Consider the following 12,214-nt stretch of genomic DNA (forward strand, 5'->3'; position numbering starts at 1 on the left):
GTGCACCGAGGTCGTTCGGCAGCCCGGAGGCGAGGTGAGCAATCGACCGTTCCTGATTCAACCGAAACGGGGCTCAGGTGGACTACCCGAGCAGAACAAGCAAAAATGTCTACGTGCCCAACCCCATTCGGCGCCCCTCTGATGAGGTGTCGCGCGCGCTCAGCCCGAACCAGGTCACCCCTGGTCAGAAGTCGCGCCCGCGCACGATCTGCACAACAGTGATCGCAACCGTCCTTGCGACGCTCACGCTGGCGGGCATGACCGCATGCGGTCCGGACAGGGGTTTGCGGGTCGAACCTGAAGGTGAGACATCCCCCTCAATGTTCGAACCTGCCAACAAAGATTCGGGTCCACCCGACGACCCCTTCTCGCTCAAGGAGATCCGCAGGCTCATCGTGAACGCTTCGGGAGTCGCAGTGACGGGGAAGGCGACGGAGTCTGCGCAGGTCGTCGCCGACTGCAAGGAATGTCTCAAATTCTCAACACCCTTCCTCAGTGACGATAAGAGATTCCAACTCGTCACCGTTGCCAATCCGCAGCAGAAGAGTGAGATCGTTGCGGGCGCCGTCATCAGCGAAAAGGACGGCGAACCACGCCTTGAACTGATCGCCACCGGCAACCAGCTGAAACTCACCCCAGGTAAGAATGGGACACTGGTAGTGCAGGAGGCGATGTTCGCCGACGGTGACAAAGCCTGCTGCCCTTCGGGTTGGTCGGTGCAGGTCTTTCGCCTGCATGAAGGTAGGTTTGAACCGGGTCAACGCTTCACGCGGCTTAATGGAGAAACGTAATGCATATTGTTCTGGTTGAGGATGACGAGGTCATCCGGGAGACAACCCAGATCGGCCTGGAACGGTTCGATTACACGGTGTCGGCATTCGCCGACGGTCGTGAGGGGTACGAGTTCGTCGCTGCACATGGTGCCGACGTTCTGCTCCTTGACCTCATGCTGCCCACAATGAACGGCGCATCCATCTGCCGGGCCGTGCGTGAGCGGTCCACCATTCCCATCATCATCATCTCCGCACGCTCGGATGCGATCGACATCGTCCAGGCGCTCGAAGCCGGAGCCGACGACTATCTCACCAAGCCTTTCGACATGCAGGTGCTCAATGCCCGCATCCGCGCCGTCGTCCGCCGCTTCATCACCACCGGCACCGACAAACTCGGCTACTCCCCGACCACAGAGATGGACGAGGAACACGAAACCGTGATCGGCCCCGGCGGCATGATCACCGGGGACGGAATCCCCGAGGTGCTCGGAGCCAGCCCAGGCATGGACACCCGCGAACGCCTCAAGGCCCAGCTCGAGTCCGATGACACGTTCCTGGGCGCGGGCGGAAAATTCACTTCGGGGGACATGAACGACAGCGGCAACGAGCAGATGATCGGCGGCGATGTCACCGTCCCTCCCCGCCCTGACAGCTCACCGGCCATGCAGTCGAGCTCCAGCCAGGGCGGCTACAAGGTCACGGGCGCGAACAACAACGGCAGCGCCGATTCCGACCGCGAGCTCGGCCCGTTCCGGACGCGGCTGGGTTCCCTGGTCCTCGACACCGGTCGCCTGACCGTGGAGATCGACGGCGAGGAAGTCCACCTCACCCCCACCGAGCTGCGAGTCCTTCTGCTCCTGACCGAACAGCCCGAGCACGTCTACTCCCGTGAGAAGATCGCATTCACAGTCTGGGGCTATGAATGGGCCGGCGACTCCCGTGTCGTCGACGTCCACATCCAGCGCCTGCGGAAGAAGATCGGCGCCAACATGATCGAGACCGTCCGCGGATTCGGATACCGCTTCGCGGGCTGATCCCATGTCACTGCGCTGGAAGATCTCCCTTCTCATCGTTGCCTCGGTCATCATCGCCGTGCTCTCCTGCTCCATCGTGCTGCGCCAGTCCGCGGCCCGTGCCGAGGACGACCGCATGCGCTCAACCGTGACCGAGCAGCTCGCGAACTCCGTCGCCATCTTCTCCGAAACCGGAGTGCTCACCCTCAACGCCCGCATCGATGACCCTGCACTGCCCAAGGATGCACGCGCCCAGGCTCTCAAAGGCCAAAGCGTGACGATGCGCTCCGAGGTTGATGGTGACGAGATCGTGTGGGCGGCCGCCCCGATCGAGGTCGGCACCTACACCGAGGTGATCTCCGTGCGCGCTTCGACCAAGGACAGCCAGGAGCTCATCGGCCGCATCGACCAGGCTCTGCTGGTGGGAATGATCGGCTCCTCGCTGGTCGTCGGCGGCGTCGGCTCCCTCGTGGCTGGTCGCATCTCACGCAGGCTGACTCTGGGCGCCCAGGCCGCGCGGAAGATCGCGGCCGGAGATACGAGCATCAGGATCGCCGATGTCGTCGACGACACGGACCAGGAGGTCGCGGCCTTCGCCTCGGCGGTCGACACAGCCGTGACACGACTGACTGAGCGCATCGACTCCGAGCAGCGCTTCACTGCGGACCTGGCGCACGAGATGCGGACTCCGCTGACCGGCCTCGTCAACGCGGCCAACCTGCTCGAAGAGGATTCGCGTCCTGCCGAGCTCGTCAAGGACCGGGTGAAGCGCATGCAGGTTCTCGTCGAAGACCTGCTCGAAGTCTCGCGCCTCGATGCGGGTCGCGCGAACCCCGAGTTCACCCGCGTCAACATCGACCAGACGGTCCAGTCGCTGCTGGGCACGATGACGGCCTCCGGTGCTCTGGGCGGCCACGAAATCGACACCCAGTACGCGGCTCTGAATTCGACGCTGGTCACCGATGTCCGGCGGTTCGAACGCATCATCACCAACCTGCTCGTCAACGCGATCAAGCACGGCGGGGACCCGATCCGCCTGGAGACGAACACCCGGAGCATCACGATCACCGACTCCGGTTCCGGCTACCCACCCGACATCGTCAACACCGGGCCGACCCGCTTCGTCTCCGCCGGTGGCGGCGGAATGGGCCTGGGACTCGTCATCGCACAAGGGCAGGCCCGACTGCTGGGCATTCGCCTGATCTTCAGCAATGATCCGATCACCGGTGGTGCACGCACCGAGGCGATCTTCCCGGAGCCCGAGGCACAGGACTCAGCACTCCAGCAGTATCTCGAATCTGACTGAGGTTTCAGCAGGGCCGCTTCGCATGGCCCACGGCACCGATTGGCCACTGTTGGACAGCTTCTGGAAGGCAGCAGTCGGTGCGTGGTTGCGCAGTTGCGTGATTGTGGAGTTGCGCAGTTGCGTCATTGTGGAGTTGCGTGCGATTTCGTGGGAAATTTCGAACGCGAGCCAACAATGACGGTACGCACAGTGGCGGTTGCCCAGGCCGCGTGGGCCTCGTCTCCGCGGGAATCGCGGTCCTCATCCTCGCAGTGCGCGGGAGTAGCGCCTGCGGTAGATGATCTGGGCGAGGCGGACGAAGGGTTCGCCGAGGCGCCAGATCCCCATTCCCGCTCGTGAGACGGAGCGCAGCACGAGGAAGACTCGATCATCGTCTGCGTGGATGAGGATGAATGACTCCTCGCCGGTGATCGGGTGCCCGGGTTTCGTCCCGTAGGTGAAGCCACGTCGTGTGTCGGACTCGAAGACCTCGATGACGCGTGCCGGCTCCGGCAGGCGGAACGGCCCGAGTCGCACGAAGATCGTCGGCTCCTGTCCGGCGCGAACCCGCTGGGTGCCTGTGCCTGTGCCTGTGCCTGCGCTCAAGGATCCCGTGTCGTCCTCCGAAGCCTGCGCACCGATGTCGAATCCGCTGCGGATCTTCACCTCCCAATGCAGGAGCTCCTCCGCGCAGCGGTCGAAAGTCTCGCGGCCATGACCGACGAAGTAGGCTGATTCGAAGTGTCGGTAGTCTGCCGGCCGGTCGACCCACCGGGGTGAGAGCGGCTGAGTCAGTGGTTCCATGCCACCAACCTAACCGAATTCCGGACACATCAGCGCCGTGCCGTTACCGAATCCCGGACGCACCGGTGCCAAGTTCGAGGCGAACAAGTAAGGTGCCAAGTACCGACATTCCTTCAATCGAATGTCCGCTCAGAACACGCAAGATGCTCGCTGCTGACGACCATCACGCACGACCGTCACGGATCAAAGGAGAACCAAGAATGCGCACACTCAATGGAATCGATGAGATCACCTCGCTCGTCGGCACCGAGTTGGGCTCGTCCGAGTGGACGACGATCGACCAGACCGCGATCAGCACCTTCGCCGATGTCACCGACGATCACCAGTGGATCCACATCGACGAGGAGCGCGCGGCAGAAGGCCCCTACGGAGCGACGATCGTCCACGGCTTCTTCACCTTGTCTCTGATCCCGAAGTTCTCCAGCGAGATCTTCACCATCGAAGGTGTGTCCATCCGCGTCAACTACGGGCTGAACAAGGTCCGCTTCGCACAGCCCGTGCCGGTGGGTTCGCGCCTGCGCGGCACCGTCAGCGTCAACGAGGTCATCCCCGGGGACAAGGGCACCCAGGTCATCCTCAAACACGTCATCGAGATCGAAGGCCAAGAGCGCCCCGCCTGCATCGCCGAGGTGGTCACCCTCCTCGTCGAGTGAGGCTACGCCACCTGCGCCGAGGCACGGGTTACGTGTCGAGAAACACAATCGTGCAACCGTGTATTGACACTCGCCCCGTTTCTCGGCTGCCGGCTGCTGGTTGCCGGTTGCCGTATGCCGTGCTCAGCTCGGACGGTAGGCGTCGAGCATCTGGGCGACGCGGATGTAGCCCAGGTGAGAGTATGCTTGCGGGTGATTGCCCAGGTGCATCTCCGCGACCGGGTCGTATTCCTCGGCCAGCAGTCCGGTGGGCCCCAGCAGGTTGTCCAGCTGACGGAACAGGTCCCAGGCGTCGTCGATGCGTCCGACCTTGATGAAGGCCTCGATGAGCCAGGTCGTGCAGATGTGGAAGCCGCCCTCAAGACCGGGCAGCCCGTCGTCGTAGCGGTAGCGGAAGACCGTCGGACCCGCTCGCAGCTCGCGCTCGATGGCATCGACGGTCGAGACGAAGCGCGGGTCGTCGGCCGGCAGCAGACCAGAGAGCCCCACGAACAGGCACGCCGAGTCGAGGTCGGTCTCACCGTAGGCAACGGTGAAGGCCCCGACCTCTTCGTTGTACCCGTTCTCAAGCACATCGTGGGCGATCTTCTCGCGCAGCTGCCGCCAGGCACCGGGAAGTTCGCGGCCGAAGCGCTCGGCGATCTGCAGCGCCCGATCGACCGTCACCCAGCACATCACACGCGTATAGACGTTGTGCTTCGGCGGACGTCTGGCCTCCCAGATCCCATGATCGGCTTCGAACCACCGTTTACTCACGGCTTCGACCATCTGACACGTCAGTGTCCAATACGAATCCGGAAGATCGCCGAGGTGCTCGCTGAGTTCGTTGAGGAGCTCGGTGACCGGGCCGAAGACGTCGAGCTGGACCTGGTGTTCAGCCGCGTTGCCAACCCGAACCGGACGGGATCCCGCGTATCCGGGCAGGTGGGCCAGCACCGCCTCGGTGGTCAGTGCGGAACCGTCGACGGCGTAGAGCGGGTGAAGCTGCTCGGGGGACACTGTACGGGCCAGGATTCCCGTCAGCCAGGACAGGAATCCTTCGGCTTCACCGGTGGACCCGAGGGACAGCAGCGCGCGCACGGTCATCGATCCGTCACGCAGCCAGGTGTAGCGGTAGTCCCAGTTGCGCACGCCGCCGATGCCCTCGGGCAGGGAGGTCGTCGGTGCCGCGAGCACCCCTCCGGTCGGTTCATGGCACAGGGCGCGCAGGGTCACCGCCGAGCGGATGACCTCTTCACGGTGGTGGCTGGGGATGCTGAGGGTGTCGACCCAGTTGGTCCAGAAGTTCAGGGCGCGCTCGCGCACATGGTGCTCTCCGCCGGTGGCCATGTAGCGGGCATCGCCGGTGCCGGTGCCGCAGGCCAGAACGAGGACCACGACGCCACCCGGCATGTCAGAGGGCACGACAACCGCCTCGGCGGTGTGTGACTGTCCGGTCTCGCTGATCTCGAAGTCGAGACCGGGCGCGATCAGGGAGATGGGCTCGGAGGTGCCGAGCAGCTGCACGCCGTCGTGGGTGCGGATCATGCGCGTCGGAACGGTGGCGTAGTCCAGTCGTGGGGCGAAGCGGATCCGGGCGGCGGTGTCGCCGGTGAGCACGCGCACGACGATGGTGTCGTCGCTGTTGGCGTCGACCGGGGCGAGGTAGTCGATGCAGTTCAGGCCCGGCCAGCGGGTCTCCAGAAGTGTGGAGTGGGTGAGGTAGCGCTGTGTCAGCGGGGCGGTGCCGGCTTCGGTGTCGACGGCAAAGAATCCGGCAGCCTCGGCGCCGAGGATTTCGGAGAACATCGACGAGGAGTGCGGCAGCGGGTGCGGCATCCAGCAGATGCTGCCGAAAGGGTCGACCAGTGCCGTCGACTGCCCGTTGCCCAGCAGACTGTGCCGATGGATCGGGGTCGCGCGTCTGCCGAACAGCCAGGATTTGCGCAGCTCGTAGATCGCGGCGAGGACGACGGAGACCTCCTCCGGGGAACTGATTGGGAAGTCCGCGTGCGTCTCTGCAGGGTCGCGACCCACCTTGAGCCCCAGGTCAGCCTCCCCCAGCGTTTCGAGGGCGAACTCGTCCGCGGTGTCATCGCCGATGAACACGACCACCTCTGCCCCGGTCTGCTCCCGAAGACGCTGCAGTGCCTCGGCCTTCGAAGAGGGGACGACCGAGAGGTCGATGACCTGCTTGCCCCGAGTCGGGAAGATCGCGTGAGTGTCGACGAGTTCATCCACCGCGAATTCGACCTTGTGGCGTTCCGCCTCGTCGAGCCCACGCAGGTGAACAGCCGCGCCGGTGGTCTTGTGTTCGATGATCGTGGTCGGCAGCGACTGGAACAGGTCTCGCCGGAGGCCGTCGAGAGCCGTGCGCTGCTCCGGATCGAGGCTGTCGATGGCGACGGTGTCCGTCTCTCCGCCGTGGGAGCCGAAGAGGTGGACCTCCCGGGGCAGCCGTGACATCGCCGCGAGATCGCGGAGGCTGCGACCGGAGATCACCCCCGCCGAGGTGGACGGGAGCAGAGCGAGCGCGCGCAGTGAGTCGACCGAGGAGTCCAGCGGGAAGGCCTGGCCGGGGAGGTCGACGATCGGCGCGATGGTGCCGTCGTAGTCGGTAGCGATGAGGAGTGAGGGTGAACGGGAGACTTCGAAGAGTCGGCGGAAGAGCTCCGGGGAGAGTTCGCGACTGGCTTCGGCCAGGTCGCCCAGGAGGCCCGAGGAGCTGACGGAGGCGGCGATGGGAGTCAGTGGGGAAAGATTCTCGTAGTCGTGCTCGACGGTGCTCATCTCACCTCGGTCTTCTCGAGTTCGGCTGGGGGCGTCGGATGACGTGGTCTTCGGCGGCTGCGCGGCGAGTGTCAGTTCTTGTCGTCGGGAGTGTCGGGTGTGTCTGGTGCGTCGGGTGTGTCTGGTGCGTCGGGTGTGTCTGGTGCGTCGGGTGTGTCTGGTGCGTCGGGGGCAGCTGGATCGTGAGTCTCGACTGCGGGGAGGCCATCGACGAATGTCTCGTTGCCGGCCGCAACCTGCTTGGCCTTGCTGATGCGCGAGTAGCCGCCGATGATGAAGATGACTCCGGCGATGAGCGTGGCCACGCCGGTGAACCCGAGGATCCACAGTGCACCGAAGCCGTCGCCGAACATGAGGATCACGCCGAGCAGCACGTGGCAGGCCGCGGCGATGAGGAAGTCCGATGCCATGGGGTGAGACTTGAGCTGGCGGTAGTTCCACAGTTCGAGGAGACCGTGCAGCAGTGCCCAGATGCTCATGGCTGCGCGCAGTTCCGCCGGCTGCTCGGCGAGGAACAGGAACACGATCGCGGGGACCGTGATGATCGCCTGGCCGTAGACCGCGGTGCGCACGTTCATCGGCGAACGCAGTCCCTGGTAGACGAGCACCAGCGCGAACAGCACCAGGTAGCTGATGGAGAGGATGTCGACGATGTCGACGCCCATCGACAGGTGCTTGGGGCTGGCGGCATCGCGTGGCCAGAAGACCGTCGCGAAGCCGAAGGCGACGCCGAGGATTCCGCGGACGACCATCGGAGCACCGAGTGCCTTCGACTCGGAGATGGCCTGAGGCAATGCCTCGGGTCGCGGTTGCGTGGACTCGGTGCGCGGTTCGTCGGTACTCATCACGACACCAGTTTAGGTCTCTCACCTGAGTCTGTCTGGTGTTGGCCTGGACACAACCTCCTCATGTATTTACGTAATTACGTACTTTGTGTATTCTGGGCTTATGAGTTCGTCGTCGAAGGGTCAATCCGCACGCACGGTCGAGGAGCGCGTGGCCGAGCTCGAGCGCAAGATCGCCGAGCTGGAGAATGCCGTTCCCACGACTGCACCGGCCGCCGAGGCTGAGTCCGATCGGGCGCCGAATGGCACGAAGAGCACGAACCCGACCGCTGATGACGACACCTTCTGGGCGCTGAACGGCCTCATCGATCGAGCGGGAGACGAGGGTGGAGTCGTCTACACCGGACATACCACTCCCCCGGGTGGGGAATCTCCGGTGTCCTGGCAGATGGGGCTGCCGTCGGCAGCGATCAATGACCTCAATTTCGCCGAGGCTGCCCCCGCCCTGGCAGCACTGGGCCACCCGGTCCGCCTCGAACTCCTGCAGGCCATCTATGAGGGGACGACTACCGTCGCCCAGCTCGGCGAGGACGAGCGATTCGGCACGACCGGCCAGATCTACCACCACATCCACGCCCTGGCCGGGGCAGGCTGGCTCGAGAACTCGCGCCGAGGCCACTGGCGCGTACCTGGCCAGAAGATCGTTCCCCTCCTCACCCTCATCCTCATCGGCACTCACTGACACTCACTGACACTCACTCAGGAGCCCCCATGAACACCGCTTCCGCCGCCGCGAACTCCAACAAACCTCGTCCACGCTCGGCCTCAGAAGAGCCGCGGGCTCAGCGGACATGGATCGCGGTGCTCGCTGCCGCGATCGCGGGTGTCCTGCTTCTGCTCATCACTCCGTTTCCACGTGGGTTCCAGGGCGAGACCACTGGCGATGCCGCACTGGTCAGTCAGGTCGAGAACGCCCTCGATAGCGGGCACTGGCACCATGTGGCAGCCGCGAAGATTCATGGCGATGACGTCACCTGGGGAGGAGTCGGTGCCGACGAGGATTCGGAGTTCGAAATCGGATCGATCACGAAGACCATCACCGCGGCGCTCTTCGCCGATGCGATCGAACGCGGAGAGATCGACGAGGAGACCAACCTCGGCGAGGTCTGGCCCGAACTCGACGGTGAGGTCGCCGAGGTGACTCTGGCATCGATCGCCACGCAGCGCTCAGGACTGCCCGCTCAGGAACCGTCATTGAGTTTCGGTGATGGCCTGGCGACATTCCTATCGAGCTATATCCACACCGACCCTTATCGCGGGACTGCGACGGACCTCGTCGACTCGCTCAAGGACGTCGACGTGGGTGAGCAGGAGCCGGAGTACTCGAACTTCGCATTCGGGATCCTCGGACAAGCACTCGCGACGGTCACGGACTCCAGCTACGGCGATCTCGTCAGGGACCGGATTACGGAGCCCTTGGGAATGACGGACACCTACGTGCCCGGATCGGCGGAGGGACTCTCGCATGGCTACACGGCGTCCGGATTGCCTGCAGCGCCATGGACGCTGGGCGGGACTGCGCCCTCGGGTGCCATCAGATCAACTGCCCACGACATGAGCATCTGGCTGCGCGCGACGATGGACGGGTCCGCCCCAGGTGCGAGTGCAGTCCAGCCGCGTGAGGCTTACGACGAATCGGATCGAATCGGCTGGGCGTGGCTCACCACGAAGGATCGCAGTCCCAATCTCACCTGGCACAACGGCGGCACGGGCGGGTACCGCTCGTTCCTCGGTTTCGATCCGAAGACGTCGCAGGGGATCATCGTCCTCGCCGAGTCGGCAATCTCCGTTGACGATGCCGCCGACGTGATCTCAACAAGTGAAGCCTCGGTGGCAACCCGGCACTCTGCGCAGGTACACGGCGATCAGGCAGGAGCGCACTCATGAATCCAGAACTCTTCTCTCAGATCGCATGTGCGATCGTCATCGTCTGGGGTGCTTTCTCTGCGATCAAGGCTTCTCGAGCTCTCACCCGGACCGTGCTGCTGAGCAATGTCCTCGTTGCTCTCGCCATGCTTCTGCTTGTCCGATTGATTGCAGACTACGGTGGTTGGACATCTTGGTTCATCTACGTCTGGATGCTCTGCCTCGGCGGGTACGTCTTCGGCGTGTATCTGGCAGCGAGGGCTTGGTCGCAACTTCCCTGGGTCGCCAATGGTGCAGCGGCCAAACGGTCAGAGGTGACCAGCCTCGGAGTATCGAGCGTGATGACGGCGGCTGCTGCGGGTGCGCTGGTGATTCCCGGGTTCATGCTGGGTTGAGACTGCCGATGGCACGCGACGGTCGCATTTCACCTGAGCTTCATGTGTCGGCGACCTACGGGAGCTGGCATCGAACTAGTTTCGTTGTATGAGCCCATTGCCTAAAGAAGGTCGTCGTCTCCCGCGATTGTGGATATACGCCGCCATCGGCGCCGTCATCGGTGTTATCGCGGGACTGACCACAGAGCCTGGGTTGGTGATCCCGTTCGCCATCTTCGGCTTCGCCATGGGGATGGGGATCTATTGGATCCTGCGTGGCGACGGTCCGGCCGAGCCACGGACCACCGACACCACTCGCGGAAGCAACGGCGAGGGCGAGGGCGAGGACAACGCAAACCGAGACGGCAACGGCAACGAATAGAACCGTCAATCGAGGGCATGCTCAAGTACAGCCTGCCGGTCGACTATTTTCCTCCACGTGCAGCCAAACGACTGGTTGCTGCGACCGACCTGAGACGTCAGGAGGATCCTGAGATCGTCAACGTCCCGTCAGAGTCGGTGACAGAAAATTTCGGCAATGGATCGGTCGCAGGGCCAGCGAGGACCTCACCGGTGGACGTCGAGAACTGTGAAGAATGGCAGGGGCAGGTGATCTTGTCTTCGGTGATCGTACGGACCTGGCAGCCCTGATGAGTGCAGACAGAGGAGAACGCGTGGAACTCACCTTCCTTCGGCTGGGTGACCACATACGTTTCGTCAATGACGGTTCCAGAACCGACGGGAACGTCTCCCGCTGCGACGCTGGCATCTTCTGCTGAACCACTTGTCGGTGTCTCGGACGAGTCCTCGGACCCGCACGCCGAGGTCAACGCCACCGACGAACCGACGACAGCTGCGGAGCCGACCATGCCGGCGGATTTCATGATCGTGCGTCTGTTGGTTTCCACTGTGCTCCTCAGCCTCCTGTGCATACGTGAACAGTGCAGAATCCGTAGGACTGTTCGGCTTCCAGGGTAACGCGAAGCACTGACTCTCCTATATCCATTCACTCAGAGTCAGCCTGTCCCGTGGGACGTCGCCAGCAGCGATGCCGGGTCCGGCAGCAACGCCCGATCAACGGAATATCTCACGGTCGTGAATGCAAAAAGTGGTGGTGCGGACCCCACCCCGTCAAAAGGGCCGAAATCCACACCACCACAAACAAGTGAAGGCCACCCCCACAAAGGGAGTGGCCTTCACTCTTAAAGAATATTGCGGCAGTCACCTACTCTCCCACAACCACCAAGTTGCAGTACCATCAGCGCGAATGGGCTTAGCTACCGGGATCGGAACGGTTAACCGGGCGTTTCCCCACCACTATCACCACCGCAAAACCAACAAACCACCACCACCCGAATCAAAAAGACTCCTGAGTTCCACAACTGAGCGACGATTCGCCGAATCTCGAAGTATTCGTGCTGGTCATAGGTTCGGGAGGAGTGTTTGTGGGACACTAATGGTCTGTCTACGATGGGTTCATGTCGCCTCGCTTGCGGAAAGTTACTACCGGATCAGGAGCCACGGCCGTCCAGATTGTGCGCAAGGTCCGCGGCAAAGTCACCGTCCTCGAACACCTGGGCTCTGCTCACACACCGGCAGAACTGACCGCGTTGCTCACCGCTGGAGAAGACAAACTCGCGTCCTACGGGGCGGCCGAGCAACTCGAACTCGAGCTGGGACTGCCCGCTGACCCCGACGTCACACCGCATACCAAAACCGTCGTAGGTTCACGCTCTGCTGTGCTCGTCGATGCGATCACCGAGTCCTGGAACCGGCTGGGCTTCAGTGAGGTCGTTGTCAAGCACCGGGTTTCGTAGAGGCTCCTTTTCTTG

At 63.4% G+C, this 12,214-nt stretch carries 12 protein-coding genes, 1 rRNA gene and 1 pseudogene; 9 read left to right on the forward strand and 5 right to left on the reverse strand.

What is annotated here, in order from left to right; all coding sequences use genetic code 11:
- Positions 1 to 77: 77 nt before the first annotated feature.
- The 3 genes from PGC08_RS18505 to PGC08_RS18515 are packed head-to-tail and all read left to right on the forward strand — an operon-like array spanning position 78 to position 3,092.
- Complete coding sequence (locus PGC08_RS18505) at positions 78 to 791, forward strand: hypothetical protein (RefSeq protein WP_271709122.1); 714 nt, start codon at positions 78 to 80, stop codon at positions 789 to 791.
- On the forward strand, positions 791 to 1,807 hold the full coding sequence (locus tag PGC08_RS18510; protein ID WP_271709123.1) for a response regulator transcription factor: 1,017 nt from the start codon (positions 791 to 793) through the stop codon (positions 1,805 to 1,807). Before PGC08_RS18505 ends, PGC08_RS18510 begins: the two co-directional genes overlap by 1 nt.
- A 4-nt stretch (positions 1,808 to 1,811) precedes the next feature.
- Positions 1,812 to 3,092, forward strand: coding sequence for a sensor histidine kinase (locus PGC08_RS18515; protein WP_271709124.1), 1,281 nt, complete (start codon positions 1,812 to 1,814; stop codon positions 3,090 to 3,092).
- Between the two features lie 240 nt (positions 3,093 to 3,332).
- On the opposite strand, the gene PGC08_RS18520 is transcribed toward PGC08_RS18515, so the two are convergent.
- A complete protein-coding gene (locus PGC08_RS18520; protein WP_271709125.1) occupies positions 3,333 to 3,875 on the reverse strand; it encodes a DUF1990 family protein in 543 nt (180 codons plus the stop codon).
- Positions 3,876 to 4,075: 200 nt separating this feature from the next.
- Here PGC08_RS18520 and PGC08_RS18525 point away from each other — a divergent pair, with 200 nt between their 5' ends.
- The gene (locus PGC08_RS18525; RefSeq protein WP_271709126.1) at positions 4,076 to 4,528 is read left to right on the forward strand and encodes a MaoC family dehydratase; all 453 of its coding nucleotides are present in this window, start codon (positions 4,076 to 4,078) and stop codon (positions 4,526 to 4,528) included.
- Between the two features lie 123 nt (positions 4,529 to 4,651).
- Here the strand turns inward: PGC08_RS18525 and otsB are convergent, their stop codons facing one another.
- Both otsB and PGC08_RS18535 read right to left on the reverse strand, forming a co-directional pair.
- Complete coding sequence (gene otsB / locus PGC08_RS18530; protein WP_271709127.1) at positions 4,652 to 7,297, reverse strand: trehalose-phosphatase; 2,646 nt, start codon at positions 7,295 to 7,297, stop codon at positions 4,652 to 4,654.
- A 71-nt stretch (positions 7,298 to 7,368) separates the two neighbouring features.
- Positions 7,369 to 8,142 carry an HdeD family acid-resistance protein gene (locus tag PGC08_RS18535; RefSeq protein WP_271709128.1) on the reverse strand — a complete coding sequence of 258 codons (774 nt, stop codon included), beginning with the start codon at positions 8,140 to 8,142 and terminating at the stop codon, positions 7,369 to 7,371.
- A gap of 103 nt (positions 8,143 to 8,245) precedes the next feature.
- On the opposite strand from PGC08_RS18535, the gene PGC08_RS18540 reads away from it, so the two are divergent.
- From PGC08_RS18540 to PGC08_RS18555, 4 genes are all read left to right on the forward strand, one after another.
- Positions 8,246 to 8,824 carry an ArsR/SmtB family transcription factor gene (locus PGC08_RS18540; protein WP_164513855.1) on the forward strand — a complete coding sequence of 193 codons (579 nt, stop codon included), beginning with the start codon at positions 8,246 to 8,248 and terminating at the stop codon, positions 8,822 to 8,824.
- 29 nt (positions 8,825 to 8,853) lie between these two features.
- Positions 8,854 to 10,029: a serine hydrolase domain-containing protein gene (locus PGC08_RS18545; protein ID WP_271709129.1), complete on the forward strand. Its 1,176-nt coding sequence runs from the start codon at positions 8,854 to 8,856 to the stop codon at positions 10,027 to 10,029.
- Positions 10,026 to 10,403, forward strand: a complete 378-nt coding sequence (locus PGC08_RS18550; protein WP_271709130.1) for a hypothetical protein — start codon at positions 10,026 to 10,028, stop codon at positions 10,401 to 10,403. The genes PGC08_RS18545 and PGC08_RS18550 overlap by 4 nt, the downstream gene beginning before the upstream one ends.
- 88 nt (positions 10,404 to 10,491) lie before the next feature.
- Entirely contained in the window at positions 10,492 to 10,764 is a 273-nt protein-coding gene (locus PGC08_RS18555; RefSeq protein WP_125178470.1) for a hypothetical protein, read from the forward strand.
- A 97-nt stretch (positions 10,765 to 10,861) separates the two neighbouring features.
- Here PGC08_RS18555 and PGC08_RS18560 read toward each other — a convergent pair whose 3' ends face one another.
- The gene (locus tag PGC08_RS18560; RefSeq protein ID WP_271709131.1) at positions 10,862 to 11,290 is read right to left on the reverse strand and encodes a Rieske (2Fe-2S) protein; all 429 of its coding nucleotides are present in this window, start codon (positions 11,288 to 11,290) and stop codon (positions 10,862 to 10,864) included.
- A gap of 304 nt (positions 11,291 to 11,594) precedes the next feature.
- Positions 11,595 to 11,713 (reverse strand): 5S ribosomal RNA (gene rrf, locus PGC08_RS18565).
- 147 nt (positions 11,714 to 11,860) lie between these two features.
- Here rrf and PGC08_RS18570 point away from each other — a divergent pair.
- Positions 11,861 to 12,178 (forward strand): annotated as a pseudogene (locus PGC08_RS18570) (IS1634 family transposase); the annotation flags it as partial.
- Between the last annotated feature and the right edge of the window lie 36 nt (positions 12,179 to 12,214).

The organism is Brevibacterium sp. BDJS002 (assembly GCF_028201555.1).
GTDB classification, from domain to species: domain Bacteria; phylum Actinomycetota; class Actinomycetes; order Actinomycetales; family Brevibacteriaceae; genus Brevibacterium; species Brevibacterium aurantiacum.